The organism is Streptomyces sp. NPDC057854 (genome assembly GCF_042797055.1).
Taxonomy (GTDB): domain Bacteria; phylum Actinomycetota; class Actinomycetes; order Streptomycetales; family Streptomycetaceae; genus Streptomyces.
Genome location: NZ_JBHVMF010000047.1, coordinates 1 through 14,506 on the forward strand (window position 1 = coordinate 1; position 14,506 = coordinate 14,506).

Genomic DNA, 14,506 nt, shown 5'->3' on the forward strand with positions numbered 1-14,506 from the left:
CGCCGTGCCCGCGCCCGCCGCCGCGCCCGAGTCCGAGCCCGTGCCGGCCGCCGCGGCGCCCGCGCCGCAGCCGCTGCACGAGCCCGACGAGTACCGGACGCCGCCCTACGGCGAGCCCGGGCCGTGGGCGCCCGCTCCGCCCGTCCAGCGGCCCGCCGCGCCCGTGACCGCCCCGCAGGCCGCCGTGCCCCCGCCCGGGGCCGTACCGCCGCCGCAGGGGCCCGTGCCGCCGCAGCCGCACGCCTGGGGCCAGTACGACCCCTGGGGCGCCGCCCCCGGAGCCGTACCGCCGCCCGCCCGGAAGAAGAAGTCCCGGCGCGGCCTCGCCCTCGTCGGCGCGCTCCTCTTCGCCCTCGTCACCGGCGTCATCGGCGGCGGCGTCGGCGCCTACGTGGAGCGCAACGGCGGGATCGGCACCGTCCACCTCCCGCAGGCCGGGGGCGGCACCACCGACCGCGCCCCCGACAGCGTCGCCGGCATCGCCGCCGCCGCCCTGCCCGGCGTCGTCACCCTGCACGTCAGCGGCGGCGGCTCGGCCGGCACCGGCACCGGCTTCGTCCTCGACAACCGCGGCCACATCCTCACCAACAACCACGTCGTCGACGCCGCCGAGTCCTCCGGCGACATCACCGTCACCTTCTCCAGCGGCGAGACCGCCTCCGCCGAGCTCATCGGCAAGGACGCCGGCTACGACCTCGCCGTCGTCCAGGTCAAGGGCGTCACCGGCCTCAAGCCCCTCCCGCTCGGCAACTCCGACGACGTCCGCGTCGGCGACCCCGTCGTCGCCATCGGCGCGCCCTTCGACCTCTCCAACACGGTCACCTCCGGCATCATCAGCGCCAAGGAGCGGCCCATCACTGCCGGCGGCGAGAAGGGCGACGGCAGCGACATCTCCTACGTCGACGCCCTTCAGACCGACGCGCCCATCAACCCGGGCAACTCCGGCGGCCCCCTCCTCGACGGCAAGGGCCGCGTCATCGGCATCAACAGCGCCATCCGCGCCGCCGGCGGCTCCGGCGACGGCGGCGACGGCGCCCAGGCCGGCTCCATCGGCCTCGGCTTCGCCATCCCGGTCAACCAGGGCAAGCGGGTCGCCGAGGAGCTCATCAACACCGGCAAGGCCACCCACCCCGTCATCGGCGTCAGCCTCGACATGCAGTTCACCGGCGACGGCGCCCGCGTCGGCGACAAGGGCAAGGACGGCACCCCGTCCGTCACCCCCGACGGCCCCGCAGCCAAGGCCGGCCTGCGCCCCGGCGACGTCATCACCAAGGTCGACGGCCAGCGCGTCCACAACGGCGAGGAGCTGATCGTGAAGATCCGCGCCCACCGCCCCGGCGACGCCCTCGTCCTCACCCTGACCCGCGACGGCAGGGAACTGACCCGCACCGTCACGCTCGGATCGGCGCAGGGCACCTGAGGTACATGTGGCGGACATCGCAAGGTACCCGTCCCGCAGCTCGGGCGGGTACCGTGGTGCGGGCCGCCCTGGTCCGGCGTGAAGGAGCTACTAGGTGTTCAGCGACATAGGCGCACTCGAGCTGGTGACGCTCATCGTGCTCGCCGTGCTCATTTTCGGCCCGGACAAGCTGCCGAAGGTCGTCCAGGACGTCTCGCGCTTCATCCGGAAGGTCCGCGAGTTCTCCGACAGCGCCAAGCAGGACATCCGCAGCGAGCTCGGCCCCGAGTTCAAGGACTTCGAGTTCGAGGACCTCAACCCGAAGACCTTCATCCGCAAGCAGCTCGACGGCAACGAGGACCTCAGCGAGCTGAAGGAGCTGCGCTCCACGTTCGACCTCCGCAAGGAGATGAACGAGGTCGCCGACGCCGTCAACGGACGCGAGAGCACCCCCACCGCCGCCCCCGCGACGGTCAACGGCTCCGGCCCCGACCTGCTCAAGAAGCAGGACCCGCCGGCCGCGCCCGAGCGCCCGCCGTACGACTCCGACGCCACCTGACGGCTCCTGACGGCAGCTGACCGGCCACCCGACAACGCCATCTGACGTGGGCTGACACGGGCGGTCACCGGCCGGTCGCTATCCTCCTTGCTTTGGGGGTACCCCCGGACGGAGTCCGGGGGAGGAACGAGGAGGCGGCCGAGATGAAGACGACGAGTCGGGTGGAAGCCGAGGGCTTTCTGCGCGCACCCTTCGCCTGGTACGGGCTCGACGAGGCGTTCACCGGGCCCCGCCGGCTGATGCAGATCGGCACGGCGGCGGACGGCACCGTCCAGCACGGTTCGGTGGGCCACGGCGACGAGCCGTCGATAAGGTCCGAGGCCGCCGGCGGGGAGAAGGAGCGGTTCGCCGTCGTCGTGACGGTCGCCGCGCACCCCGTCCGGCGCACCGGCGACGGCACCGGCGTCCTCGACGCCACCACCGTCTCCTCCGCCGCCTGGCTGGCCGGCTCCGGGCTGCTCGCCCACACCTGGCCCGCCTCCCTCGACCACGGGCTGCGCGACCACTGGCTCGACCAGCAGACCGAGACGGCCTTCGAGCTGGCCGACGACCTCGACGGGCCCGCGTGGACGACGCTGTCGCTGCCGGTGGACGGCGTGCCGGTGCCCTTCCACTACCGCGAGTCCGAGTTCGGCTGGGTCCTCGCCGGCTCGGCCGGCGACGTGCACCTCGGGGCATACGGGCGGGGGATGAGCGCGTACGGCCTCGGCTTCGCGCAGATCAAGGACCTCGCCGCGTACGCCTGACGTCCGGCACGGCGAAGGGGCACCCCGCACCGGGGTGCCCCTTCGCCGTGTCCGGCCCGCGCGGCTAGAACTTGTTCTTCGGGGTGATGCCGAGGCTCAGGCCGGAGAGGCCGCGCTGCCGGCCGCCGAGCTTGCCGGCGATGGCGCGCAGGGCCGCGCCCGCCGGGGAGTCCGGGTTCGACAGGACGACCGGGCGGCCGTCGTCGCCGCCCTCGCGCAGCCGCACGTCGATCGGGATCGAGCCGAGCACCGGGACCGTGGTGCCGGTGGTGCGGGACAGGCCGTCCGCGACCAGCTGGCCGCCGCCGGTGCCGAAGACGTCCACCATCTCGTCGCAGTGCGGGCACGGCAGGCCCGCCATGTTCTCGACGACGCCGACGATCTTCTGGTGCGTCTGCACCGCGATCGAGCCGGCCCGCTCGGCGACCTCGGCCGCCGCCTGCTGCGGGGTGGTGACGACCAGGATCTCCGCGTTCGGCACCAGCTGCGCCACGGAGATCGCGATGTCGCCGGTGCCCGGGGGCAGGTCGAGCAGCAGCACGTCCAGGTCGCCCCAGTACACGTCCGCGAGGAACTGCTGGAGCGCGCGGTGCAGCATCGGGCCGCGCCACACCACCGGCGCGTTGCCCGGGGTGAACATGCCGATGGAGATGACCTTCACGCCGTTCGCGGACGGCGGCATGATCATGTTCTCGACCTGGGTCGGACGCCCGTCCGCGCCCAGCATCCGCGGCACGCTGTGGCCGTAGATGTCGGCGTCGACGACACCGACCTTCAGGCCGTCGGCGGCCATCGCCGCCGCCAGGTTCACGGTCACGGAGGACTTGCCGACGCCTCCCTTGCCGGAGGCGACCGCGTACACCCGGGTCAGCGAGCCCGGCTTCGCGAACGGCACCTCCCGCTCGGCGGTGGTGCCGCGCAGCGCCGCCGCCAGCTCCTTGCGCTGCTCGTCGCTCATCACGTCCAGCGTCACGTCGACACCGGTGACGCCCTCGACGCGCGCGACGGCCTCGGTGACGCGTTGCGTGATGGTGTCGCGCATCGGGCAGCCGGAGACGGTCAGATAGACCGTCACGGCGACCGTGCCGTCCGGTCCGATCTCCACCGACTTGACCATGCCGAGTTCCGTGATCGGACGATTGATCTCGGGGTCGTTCACCGTCGCCAGTGCTTCGAGCACCGCGTCTTCCGTAGCCATAGGTCTGATGGTACGGCGACGACCACCGGGCTATGAAAGGGCTGTCAACGGTCGGGTACGTCACTCCGCCGCTCGCCGTCCGGCGGGAATAGACCGCGCTCCCGTCCGCGCTCCTCCAGCTCCTTCACCAGGTCCTCCAGTTCGGACCGGATCCAGTCCCGGGTGGCGACCTCGCCCAGGCCCATCCGCAGCGCCGCGATCTCCCTGGTCAGGTACTCGGTGTCGGCGATCGACCGCTCGTTCTGCTTGCGGTCCTGCTCCAGGTTGACCCGGTCCCGGTCGTCCTGCCGGTTCTGCGCCAGCAGGATCAGCGGAGCCGCGTACGACGCCTGCAGCGACAGCATCAGCGTCAGGAAGATGAACGGGTACTCGTCGAACCGCAGGTGCGCCGGCGCGGACACGTTCCACACCACCCAGGCGATGATGATCACCGTCATCCAGACGATGAACCGGCCCGTGCCGAGGAAGCGGGCGATCCGCTCCGACATCCGCCCGAACGCCTCGGGGTCGTACTCCGGCAGCAGCCGGGCGCGCCGCGTCCGGGGCTGGTCGAGCCGGATGCGGGCGATCCGCGGCTGGTCCCGGTCCCGGTCCCGCTCCTGCGGCCGCTCAGCCACCGCGCACCCCCTCCTCGTGGAACTCCGTCTCCCGCCAGTCGTCCGGCAGCAGGTGGTCGAGCACGTCGTCGACGGTCACCGCGCCGAGCAGCGACCCGCTCTCGTCCACGACCGGCGCCGCCACCAGGTTGTACGCGGCGAAGTAGCTGGTCACGGCGGGCAGCGGGGTGTCCGGGCCGAGCGGCGGCAGATCGCTGTCGACCAGCGAGCCGACCAGCGTGAACGGCGGGTCGCGGAGCAGCCGCTGGAAGTGGACCGTGCCCAGGTACTTCCCGGTCGGCGTCTCGTCCGGCGGCCGGCACACGTACACCTGGGCCGCGAGCGCCGGCGACAGGTCCTGCTGCCGGACCCGGGCGAGCGCGTCGGCGACGGTGGCGTCGGGGCGCAGCACGATCGGCTCGGTCGTCATCAGACCGCCCGCGGTCCGCTCCTCGTACGACATCAGCCGGCGCACGTCCGCCGCCTCGTCCGGCCGCATCAGGGTCAGCAGCCGCTCCTTCTCGTCGTCGGGCAGCTCGTTGAGGAGGTCGGCGGCGTCGTCGGGGTCCATCGCCTCAAGCACGTCGGCGGCCCGCTCCTCCTGGAGCTTGCCGAGGATCTCCACCTGGTCGTCCTCGGGCAGCTCCTCCAGGACGTCGGCGAGCCGGTCGTCGTCGAGGGCGGCGGCGACCTCGGCGCGGCGCTTGGGGGAGAGGTGGTGGAGGGCGTTGGCGAGGTCGGCGGGGCGGAGCTTCTCGAAGGTGGCGACCAGGTTCTCGGCGCCCTGCCCGTGCTCCTCCAGGGAGAAGCCGGTGACGGCCGACCACTCCACGGTCAGCGTCTCCCCCTTGCGGCGCAGCGCCCCGCCCTTGCCGCGGCGGACGAAGACCTTGTCGATCTCCCAGTCGCGGCGGGCCGGCAGCTGCTGGATGGCGATGTCCAGGACGGTGACCTCCTCGCCGGTCTCGACCAGGGTGACCCGCCGGTCGAGGAGTTCGCCGAGGACGAGCCGTTCGGTGGGCCGCTGCTCGAAGCGGCGCATGTTGACCACGCCGGTGGTGATGACCTGGCCGGACTCGACGCCGGTGATCCGGGTCATCGGGACGAAGACCCGGCGCCGGCTCAGCACCTCCACCACCATGCCGAGGAGCCGGGGCGGGCGGCGGCCGACGCGGAGCATGGCGACGAGGTCGCTGACCCGGCCCACCTGGTCGCCGACCGGGTCGAAGACGGGCACGCCGGTGAGGTGGGAGACGAAGATCCGGGGGGCGCCTGCCGCCATGCCTCGCGCCTCCTCGGTGCCGCACGATCCGGGGTCGCCGTGCGGTCCCCGCGGGCCGCCCGGCCGGTGCGGGCCCGGGCCGGGCGCCGCATGGTCAGGCTAGCCCGAGGTGATCGAACCCGCTCCGGCAGCGCCGCCGTCCGGCTGCTGCGGGGCCGCGGCGGCGGCCCGGGTACGCTGCGGTCTGCCGCCCCCCACCGGCACCGTCCGGCCCGTCCGGCCGTCCCGGCGGCCCCGCCCGGCACGTCCGCGGCCGGGGCCGTTCCCCCACCGAAGAACGAGAGGCAGCGCAGGTGACCGTCCGCACCCCGTCATCGCGTATCCCGTCCGAACCGCCGGCGCCCGTCCGGACGCCGGCCGCCGCCCGGCTCCGCAGGGCGGCCGTGCCGCTGGCGCTGTGCGCGGGGCTGACGGTGGGGCTGGCGGCCTGCGGACCCGACCCGGACGAGGGGACGAACGGGGTCGGGAGACTGTCGGCGCCGGAGATCGAGAAGGAGGCGCGGACCGCGGCGGACGCCGCGAAGGCGGTCCGGCTCTCCGGCACCCTGGTCAGCAAGGGCGGCACGTACAAGCTGAACATGCGGCTGAAGCAGAACGGTGCCGCCGGCTCGGTCACCACGAAGAACAGCACCTTCGAGCTGCTGCGGGTCGGCGACGCGCTCTACCTGAAGGCCGACGCGGGCTTCTGGACGCACGAGGACGAGGGCGACGGCAAGCCCAGCGCGGCCGACACGGAGGCCGCGGACAAGCTGGACGACATGTACGTGAAGGTGCCGCGCGACGACCCGTCGTACCGGCAGCTGCGCGGCTTCACCGAGATGGACCAGCTGCTGCGCGGGATCATCGGGCTGCACGGGGACGTGGTGAAGGGCGACCGGGACCAGATCGGCGGCGTCCGCACGGTGAAGGTGAAGGGCGGCGCGGACGGCGAGGGCGGCACCCTCGACGTGGCCCTGGAGGGCTCCCCGTACCCCCTCCAGTTCGCGCGCGGCGGGGGAGCGGGCCTGGTGGTGCTGTCCGAGTGGAACAAGGACTTCCCGCTGGCCGAGCCGGACGCCGAGGAGACCCTGGACTACGGCCGCCAGCTGCCCCGCGCCTGACGGCCCGACCCGGAAGGCACGGGCTAGCGCTTCCGCTTCCGGCCGAACAGCAGCTTCGGGAGGGCGGCCGGGACCGGGCGGCGGGTGGTCGCGCCGGTCGGCAGCGGGACGGCGGCGAGCGAGCCGTCCGGCAGGTCGGTGGTGGCGGCGCGCGGGTCGAGGCGCAGCACCCGGCACTCGCGCGCCCAGCGCTCGGGCATCGCCTCGCCGTCGGGGGCGTTGAGCCGCTTGCCCTTCAGCTCGGCGACGGCCGCGTCCCACTCCTCGCTGCCCGGGGCGAGCTCGCGGACGGCGGCCGTCCAGGCGACGATCCGGCCGCCCTTGTCCTTGCTGCGGACGGTGACCTCGGCGGTGCCGCCGTCGGCGAGACCGGGCAGCGGCTGCTCGCCGGGGCCGTCGCCGACCACGTGGGCGGCGCCGTCGTGCCAGACGTGCCAGAGCGCCCGGGCGGGCCCGGTGCCCCGGACCCAGACGAGGCCGGACTTCTTGGTGGCCTCCTCGACGAGGAACAGCTCTTCAGTCATGGCCCGAAGCCTAACGGCAGGCCCGTCACAGCCAGCCGTTGCGCTTCAGGGTGCGGTGGATGGCGAAGCAGAGGACGGCGATGCCGCCGAGCACCATCGGATAGCCGTACTTCCAGTGCAGCTCCGGCATGTGGTCGAAGTTCATGCCGTACACGCCGCAGACCGCCGTGGGGACGGCGACGATCGCCGCCCACGAGGTGATCTTGCGCATGTCCTCGTTCTGCGCGACGGTCGCCTGCGCCAGGTTGGCCTGGAGGATCGAGTTCAGCAGCTCGTCGAAGCCGACGACCTGCTCCTGGACGCGGGCCAGGTGGTCGGCGACGTCCCGGAAGTACTTCTGGATGTCCGGGTCGACCAGCCGCATGGGCCGCTCGCTCAGCAGCTGCATCGGGCGCAGCAGCGGGGTGACGGCCCGCTTGAACTCCAGCACCTCGCGCTTGAGCTGGTAGATCCGGCCGGTGTCGGTACCGCGCGTGGAGCCCTTCGCGGCCGGCGAGAAGACGTCGATCTCCAGCTGGTCGATGTCGAGTTCGACGGCGTCGGCGACCGCGATGTAGCCGTCGACGACGTGGTCGGCGAGGGCGTGCAGCACGGCCGAGGGGCCCTTGGCGAGGAGTTCCGGCTCGCCCTGGAGGCGGTGGCGGAGGTTGCGCAGCGAGCCCTGGCCGCCGTGCCGGACGGTGATGACGAAGTCGGGGCCGGTGAAGCACATCACCTCGCCGGTCTCCACCACCTCGCTGGTGGCGGTGAGTTCGGCGTGCTCGACGTAGTGGATCGTCTTGAAGACGGTGAAGAGGGTGTCGTCGTACCGCTCCAGCTTGGGCCGCTGGTGGGCGTGGACGGCGTCCTCCACGGCGAGCGGGTGCAGTCCGAACTCGGCGGCGATACCGGCGAATTCGGCCTCGGTCGGCTCGTGCAGCCCGATCCACGCGAAACCGCCGGACTCCCGCACCTGCGACATCGCGCCGCGCGGGGTGAGGCAGGCGCTGTCGTCGACGCGGCTCCCGTCGCGGTAGACGGCGCAGTCGACGATGGCGCTGGACGCCGAGTGGTCGCGGGTCGGGTCGTAGTTGGTGTACGTGGTCGGGGTCTTGCGCAGGCTGGGGCGCAGGCTCGGCCGAACGGCGGCGCGCAGGTCACGGATCATGGACATGGGCGTGCTCTCCTTCACGGACGGGCCGTCGGCGAGCGTGGCGCAACCCGGAATGGGGACGTGAGCAGGCTTCGTCCACAAAGCGGGCGGCACCGGCGGATCGCGGCGACGACGGTCGCAATTCAGACAGGCAAAGAGGGGATGCTCTTCCGTCGGACGCGATGCCGGAGGGGGGTCCCGGTTCGGGGACCCGCAGTCACCGGAGGGAGGAACGCACCGGGCTCGGGTGCGGAGCGGCGGAAGAGCGACTGGTACTGCCCGATCGACTTCGGTCCATCGCAGTCCCACCTCCTCCGGCCGGTCCCTCGTGAGGGACGACGTGTGACGCACTGTCGGGAAACCCGACCAGTGGCCAACACTATCAGCCGACCGAGGGTCAATCCCTTACTTTGCCCGTTCCCTACGCGATCTATGCTCGCCGCATGGGAGAAGTTCTTGCACTGGTCGAGGCCCGGCTGCGCACGGCCCTGGGCGACCCCGACGCGCGGGCCGCGGTCACCTTCCTCGGCGCCGACCGCATCGAGGTCCTGCGCTTCGTCGACGCCGAGGCCGGGCTGGTGCGCTACGCCACCCTCGGGATGTCGGCCGCGCCGATGGCCGACCCGACGGCCGTCCTCGCCGACCCGGTGAAGGGCCCGCGCGCCGAGCTGGTCCTGACCGTGCGGCTCGGGCGCGCCGACACCGACAAGGTGCTGCGCCCGCTGGCGGTGCTCGCCGCGACGCCCCAGGTGGAGGGCGTGGTGGTCGCGCCCGGCGCCTCGCTGGACGTCGGCGAGCCGCTGTGGCCGGGGGCCGGCTTCAGCTCGGTGCTGGTCGCCGAGCCGGGCGGCCTGGTGGAGGACCTGGAGCTGGACGAGCCGATGGACCCGGTGCGCTTCCTGCCGCTGCTGCCGATGACGCCGAACGAGGCCGCGTGGAAGCGGGTGCACGGGGCGCAGGCCCTGGAGGAGCGCTGGCTCGCGAAGGGGACGGACCTGCGCGATCCGCTGCGGGCGTCCGTCGCCCTGGACTGAGCGCGCCGAGGGGTGAAACGGGCGGGCCGGACGGGTGACCGGCTGCCGCCGTCCTTGACGGGAGGCCCGCGCGGGAGGACCGTTGAGCCCTATGAGGGGCGAACCCAGTTGTCCGAAGTGTGGTGGTCGGGTCAGGGCGCCCGGTCTCTTCGCCGACTCCTGGCAGTGCGACGTCCACGGGCCCGTGTATCCGCTCCAGCCCGTCGTCCCGCCGAGCGTCGAATCCCTCGCCGTCGTCGCGAACCGTTCCCAGGTGCCCGTCTGGATGCCCTGGCCGCTTCCGGTCGGCTGGCTCTTCACCGGGGTGACGTACGCCGGCGACGACCGCAGCGGCGGGCGCGCCACCGCCGTCGCCTGCTCCGGTCCCGGCCCGCTCGGCGGCATCGGCGAGCTGCTGCTCGTGGCGGAGGAGCTGGGTGTGGGCCTCGGCGCCCGGTACGCGGGCATCGACGGCCCCGACCCCGGCTCCGGCATGGCGATCGACAAGCCGCCGCAGGCGAAGGTCCTCGCGGCCGGCCGCCCCACCCCGCTGTGGCACGTCACCGGCACCCCGCACGACCGGGCCGTCTTCGCCGGCGAGGCCCGCGGGCTGTGGCTCTGGGCGATCGTCTGGCCCGAGCAGTCCGGGCTGCTCATGTACGACGAGCTGGTCCTCACCGACCTGCGGGACGCGGGCGCCGAGGTCGAGCTGCTGCCCTGTGGCGCGCTGACCCCGCGGCTGCTCGGCTGAAGGGGCGGGACCCCGCCGCCACCGGCGGCGGCGGTAAGTGGTGCAGGCCGCAGCGGATCCGTACAAAATCGGGCTGACCGCCCGTTATGCTGGAGCGTCACCCGTCCGTGCCGAGCCCCTGGAGAACCGCGTCGTGCGCATCGACCTGCACAGCCACTCCACGGCGTCCGACGGCACCGACACCCCCGCCGAGCTGGTGCGGAACGCGGCGGCGGCCGGGCTCGACGTCGTCGCGCTCACCGACCACGACACCACCCGCGGGCACGCCGAGGCGATCGCCGCCGCGCCGGAGGGCCTGACCGTCGTCCCCGGCGCCGAGCTGTCCTGCCGCCTCGACGGCATCGGCCTGCACATGCTCGCGTACCTCTTCGACCCCGAGGAGCCGGCGCTGCTCGCCGAGCGCGAGCTGGTCCGCGACGACCGCGTGCCGCGCGCCCGCGCCATGGTCGCCCGGCTCCAGGAGCTGGGCGTGCCCGTCACCTGGGAGCAGGTCGCCCGGATCGCCGGCGACGGTTCCGTGGGGCGCCCGCACGTGGCCGAGGCGCTGGTCGAGCTGGGTGTCGTCCCCGACGTCTCCGGCGCCTTCACCGCCGAGTGGATCGCCGACGGCGGCCGGGCCCACGTGCAGAAGCACGAGCTGGACCCCGCCCGGGCGATCGCCCTGGTCAAGGCGGCCGGCGGGGTGACCGTCTTCGCGCACCCGGGCGCCGTCAAGCGCGGCCGGGTCGTCCCCGAGTCCGCGATCGCCGCCCTCGCCGAGGCCGGGCTCGACGGCATCGAGGTCGACCACATGGACCACGACGAGCCCACCCGCGCGCGGCTGCGCGGGCTCGCGAAGGAGCTGGGCCTGCTGGTCACCGGCTCCAGCGACTACCACGGCAGCCGCAAGACCTGCCGGCTCGGGGAGTACACCACCGACCCCGAGATCTACGGCGAGATCACCCGCCGGGCCACCGGCGCCTTCCCCGTCCCCGGCGCCGGCGGAGTCCCCGCCTAGGGCTCACGCCCGCGGACCCGCCGGTCCGCCGCGCCCGGCGCCGTACCGCGCCGCGCCCGGATCCGGTCGCCCTACCGGCCTGGCCCGCCCCGCTCCGTACCGCCCGAGTCCCCGCGCGTCCGCCGCGGGGCGGCGGGCACTCCTGCCCCGACACCGGAATTCCGCATTCCGGTCCGGTGCCCCGACACCCCACCGTTCGACCCTCACCGCAAGGCACCCCACCGTGTTCGACCTCGCCGTCTTCGGCTCCCTCTTCCTCACCCTCTTCGTGATCATGGATCCGCCCGGCATCACGCCGATCTTCCTCGCGCTGACCTCCGGCCGCCCCGCCAAGGTCCAGCGCCGGATGGCCTGGCAGGCCGTCGCCGTCGCCTTCGGCGTCATCGCCGTTTTCGGCGTCCTCGGCCAGCAGATCCTCGACTACCTGCACGTCTCCGTGCCCGCCCTGATGATCGCGGGCGGCCTCCTGCTGCTGCTCATCGCGCTCGACCTGCTCACCGGCAAGACCGACGAGCCGAAGCAGACCAAGGACGTCAACGTCGCCCTCGTCCCGCTCGGCATGCCGCTGCTCGCCGGACCCGGCGCCATCGTCTCCGTCATCCTCGCCGTCCAGCACGCCGACAGCGCCGCCGCGCAGATCTCCGTCTGGAGCGCCATCGCCGCCATGCACGTCGTGCTGTGGCTGGCCATGCGCTTCTCGCTGAGCATCATCCGCGTCATCAAGGACGGCGGCGTCGTCCTCGTGACCCGGCTCGCCGGCATGATGCTCTCCGCGATCGCCGTGCAGCAGATCATCAACGGCGTCACCCAGGTCATCCGCGGCGCCTGACCGCCGCCGCCCCGCGTCCGGACGCCACTGCGCCCCCGTGCGGATTCCGCTGTCGCGGAGTCCGCGCGGGGGCGCGGTGTCGTGGTGGTATCCGCCCGTTACGAGGCGGAGGTCTCAGCGGGCCGGATCCAGATGCGCTGGCCGATGGCCGCGGCGTGCTGCACGATCCGGTTGACGGAGGCGGCGTCCACGACCGTCGAGTCGACGGGCGTGCCGTCGACGTCGTCGAGTCGCAGGATTTCGAAGCGCATGGGCTTCTCCCTTCGTCCGAGTTGATCCTCCATGAGGAGAACTGTGTGTATCTGTACAACGGCCGCCCCACCCGAAACATTCCTTACGCTAAAGAAAATTTTCGGATGGCTAACTATTGCCTGGGCGGAGGTGGCGGCCCGGCCGCCCGGCGCGGACAATGAGGGCCGATGAACGACGCCCCGCACCCCGCCCCGCCCGCCGACGACCCCGCCCGCGCGCTCGCCGCGCTGGAAGCCCGCGTGGAGCGCACCAACGAGCTCCTGCTGCGGGTGCTGGCCGAGGTGGCCAAGACCCCGTCCACGCACGCCATCTTCGTCGACGCCGGTTACGTCCATGCTTCCGCCGGGTTGCTGGTGACCGGTTCCGGGGACCGCCGCTCCTTCGACCTCGACGCCGAGGGCCTGATCGAGGGGTTCATCGACACCGCCCGGACGGTCTTCGCCGACAGCCGGCTGCTGCGCGTCTACTGGTACGACGGCGCCCGCCGCCGCATCCACACCCCCGAACAGCAGTCGATCGCCGAACTGCCCGACGTCAAGGTCCGCCTCGGCAACCTCAACGCCGACAACCAGCAGAAGGGCGTCGACTCCCTCATCCGCACCGACCTGGAGTCGCTCGCCCGCCACCGCGCCATCAGCGACGCCGCCCTCGTCGGCGGCGACGAGGACCTGGTCTCCGCCGTCGAGGCCGCTCAGGGCTACGGCGCCCGCGTCCACCTCTGGGGCATCGAGGCCGCCGACGGCCCCAACCAGGCCGAGGCGCTGCTCTGGGAGGTCGACAGCCGGCGCACCTTCGACCTCGACTTCTGCCGGCCGTACGTCACCCGGCGCCCGGTCACGATGCACGAGAACGACTCCGAGCCGCCGCCCTCGCGCGAAGAGGTCCGGTTCATGGGCGCCCAGATCGCCGCCACCTGGCTCGCCGAACGCGGACGCGACCGGCTCGCCGAACTCCTGCCCGGCGACCCGTACCTCCCCGCCGCCGTCGACCAGGACCTCCTCGTCGCGGCCGAGACCCGGCTCGGCCGCTCGCTGCGCGCCCACGGCGGCCTCCGGCGCGCACTGCGCGACGGCTTCTGGCAACACCTCAGGGCGCAGTACTGACCCGCAGGACGGGCTCCTCCTCGGCGCCGGCCCCGTCCACCCGCTCCCAGAAGGCGGTCAGCCGCTCCGCCAGCTCCCGCGGATGGGAGACGTTGGGGGAGTGCCCGGCGCCCTCGACCACGGTGTGGTGCGCGCCGGTACGGGCGGCGACCTCCGCCAGCGCGGCCGGCGCCCACACCATCTCGTCGGAGCCGTACGCCAGGTGCACCGGCAGCGCCAGCGCGGCCAGCTCGGCCGCGCCGTCCGGGTCGCGCAGCAGCAGCCGGCCCGCGCCGGACAGCTGGGCCACCTTCGTCAGCATCCAGCGCCGCCGCAGGAAGCCCACCACCTCGGCGGAGTCGACCGCCTCGTCGGGCTGCTCGCCGCGGCTGTCCAGCCACCGCGTGGTCCGCCACACCCGCTCCTTCGCCAGCAGCGCGTGCCCGGCGCGCAGCGCCCGGATCCGGATCCGCTGGGGGCGGGCGACCGGGCCGGGGCCGGAGGAGAGCAGGGTCAGCGAGCGGAAGGCGCGCGGCCCGAGGGCCGCGGCCGAGCGGGCCACGAGCCCGCCGAAGGAGTGCCCGAGCAGGTGCACCGGCCCGTCCCGCAGCGCCACCGCCTGCGCGACCACGTCCAGCGCGAGGGCCCGGCGGCTGTAGGCGGCGCGGCCCCGGGGGCCGTACGACTCGTTCTGCCCGCGGCCGTCGACGGCGACGACCCGGTAGCCGGCCTCGCTCAGCGGGCCGAGCAGCGCCAGGAAGTCCTCCTTGCTGCCGGTGTACCCGGGCAGCATCAGGACGCTGCCGCGCGGCTCGCCCGCGGGGGCGGTGTCCCCGGACGGTGACAGACGCCCCTGTGAGCTCTGCTGATGCACCATGGGAACGATTATGACCATTCCATGCATTGGACGGATGAGTCGCGGGCTCCGTACGGTCACGGTATGACTCCCGCCGATACCGGGGCGTCCACCACCGTGGGCGCCGCCGTTTCCGTCTCCGCACCCGACGTCCCCGGCACACCCGACGTCCCCGACTCGCGCATGGCCC

General features: G+C 73.4%; 16 protein-coding genes. 9 read left to right on the forward strand and 7 right to left on the reverse strand.

All coding sequences use genetic code 11. The features are described from left to right. From ACFVQZ_RS36085 to ACFVQZ_RS36095, 3 genes are all read left to right on the forward strand, one after another. The coding region (locus tag ACFVQZ_RS36085; protein WP_383629121.1) for a S1C family serine protease at positions 1-1,420 on the forward strand (1,420 nt) is incomplete at its 5' end. 94 nt (positions 1,421-1,514) lie between these two features. Further along, positions 1,515-1,958 carry a sec-independent translocase gene (locus ACFVQZ_RS36090; RefSeq protein ID WP_030495998.1) on the forward strand — a complete coding sequence of 148 codons (444 nt, stop codon included), beginning with the start codon at positions 1,515-1,517 and terminating at the stop codon, positions 1,956-1,958. A 143-nt stretch (positions 1,959-2,101) separates the two neighbouring features. Further along, positions 2,102-2,704: a hypothetical protein gene (locus tag ACFVQZ_RS36095; protein ID WP_030495997.1), complete on the forward strand. Its 603-nt coding sequence runs from the start codon at positions 2,102-2,104 to the stop codon at positions 2,702-2,704. A gap of 64 nt (positions 2,705-2,768) precedes the next feature. On the opposite strand, the gene ACFVQZ_RS36100 is transcribed toward ACFVQZ_RS36095, so the two are convergent. The 3 genes from ACFVQZ_RS36100 to ACFVQZ_RS36110 are packed head-to-tail and all read right to left on the reverse strand — an operon-like array spanning position 2,769 to position 5,780. Beyond that, positions 2,769-3,902, reverse strand: a complete 1,134-nt coding sequence (locus tag ACFVQZ_RS36100; protein ID WP_030495996.1) for an Mrp/NBP35 family ATP-binding protein — start codon at positions 3,900-3,902, stop codon at positions 2,769-2,771. A gap of 44 nt (positions 3,903-3,946) precedes the next feature. Then, the gene (locus ACFVQZ_RS36105; RefSeq protein WP_030495995.1) at positions 3,947-4,519 is read right to left on the reverse strand and encodes a DUF1003 domain-containing protein; all 573 of its coding nucleotides are present in this window, start codon (positions 4,517-4,519) and stop codon (positions 3,947-3,949) included. Next, positions 4,512-5,780, reverse strand: coding sequence for a magnesium transporter (locus ACFVQZ_RS36110; protein ID WP_030495994.1), 1,269 nt, complete (start codon positions 5,778-5,780; stop codon positions 4,512-4,514). The genes ACFVQZ_RS36105 and ACFVQZ_RS36110 overlap by 8 nt, the downstream gene beginning before the upstream one ends. Before the next feature lie 320 nt (positions 5,781-6,100). Here ACFVQZ_RS36110 and ACFVQZ_RS36115 point away from each other — a divergent pair, with 320 nt between their 5' ends. Then, positions 6,101-6,880: a hypothetical protein gene (locus tag ACFVQZ_RS36115; RefSeq protein WP_383629134.1), complete on the forward strand. Its 780-nt coding sequence runs from the start codon at positions 6,101-6,103 to the stop codon at positions 6,878-6,880. A 23-nt stretch (positions 6,881-6,903) separates the two neighbouring features. On the opposite strand, the gene ACFVQZ_RS36120 is transcribed toward ACFVQZ_RS36115, so the two are convergent. Both ACFVQZ_RS36120 and ACFVQZ_RS36125 read right to left on the reverse strand, forming a co-directional pair. Beyond that, a complete protein-coding gene (locus ACFVQZ_RS36120) occupies positions 6,904-7,404 on the reverse strand; it encodes a hypothetical protein (protein WP_030495992.1) in 501 nt (166 codons plus the stop codon). A 25-nt stretch (positions 7,405-7,429) separates the two neighbouring features. After that, a complete protein-coding gene (locus ACFVQZ_RS36125) occupies positions 7,430-8,557 on the reverse strand; it encodes a magnesium and cobalt transport protein CorA (RefSeq protein ID WP_030495991.1) in 1,128 nt (375 codons plus the stop codon). A 422-nt stretch (positions 8,558-8,979) separates the two neighbouring features. Here ACFVQZ_RS36125 and ACFVQZ_RS36130 point away from each other — a divergent pair, with 422 nt between their 5' ends. From ACFVQZ_RS36130 to ACFVQZ_RS36145, 4 genes are all read left to right on the forward strand, one after another. Then, positions 8,980-9,570 (forward strand): suppressor of fused domain protein, encoded by a 591-nt coding sequence (locus tag ACFVQZ_RS36130; RefSeq protein ID WP_383629125.1) that lies wholly within the window; start codon positions 8,980-8,982, stop codon positions 9,568-9,570. A gap of 91 nt (positions 9,571-9,661) precedes the next feature. Beyond that, positions 9,662-10,300: a DUF6758 family protein gene (locus tag ACFVQZ_RS36135; RefSeq protein ID WP_383629127.1), complete on the forward strand. Its 639-nt coding sequence runs from the start codon at positions 9,662-9,664 to the stop codon at positions 10,298-10,300. Between the two features lie 133 nt (positions 10,301-10,433). Then, a complete protein-coding gene (locus tag ACFVQZ_RS36140) occupies positions 10,434-11,297 on the forward strand; it encodes a PHP domain-containing protein (protein ID WP_030495988.1) in 864 nt (287 codons plus the stop codon). Between the two features lie 223 nt (positions 11,298-11,520). Continuing rightward, a complete protein-coding gene (locus ACFVQZ_RS36145; protein ID WP_030495987.1) occupies positions 11,521-12,126 on the forward strand; it encodes a MarC family protein in 606 nt (201 codons plus the stop codon). 98 nt (positions 12,127-12,224) lie between these two features. Here ACFVQZ_RS36145 and ACFVQZ_RS36150 read toward each other — a convergent pair whose 3' ends face one another. Beyond that, the gene (locus tag ACFVQZ_RS36150) at positions 12,225-12,377 is read right to left on the reverse strand and encodes a hypothetical protein (RefSeq protein ID WP_107645475.1); all 153 of its coding nucleotides are present in this window, start codon (positions 12,375-12,377) and stop codon (positions 12,225-12,227) included. Positions 12,378-12,545: 168 nt separating this feature from the next. Between ACFVQZ_RS36150 and ACFVQZ_RS36155 the strand changes: the two genes are divergently transcribed. Beyond that, the gene (locus tag ACFVQZ_RS36155) at positions 12,546-13,481 is read left to right on the forward strand and encodes an NYN domain-containing protein (protein WP_383629130.1); all 936 of its coding nucleotides are present in this window, start codon (positions 12,546-12,548) and stop codon (positions 13,479-13,481) included. Here the strand turns inward: ACFVQZ_RS36155 and ACFVQZ_RS36160 are convergent. Beyond that, complete coding sequence (locus tag ACFVQZ_RS36160; RefSeq protein WP_383629132.1) at positions 13,465-14,337, reverse strand: alpha/beta fold hydrolase; 873 nt, start codon at positions 14,335-14,337, stop codon at positions 13,465-13,467. The genes ACFVQZ_RS36155 and ACFVQZ_RS36160 overlap by 17 nt on opposite strands. Positions 14,338-14,506 lie beyond the last annotated feature (169 nt).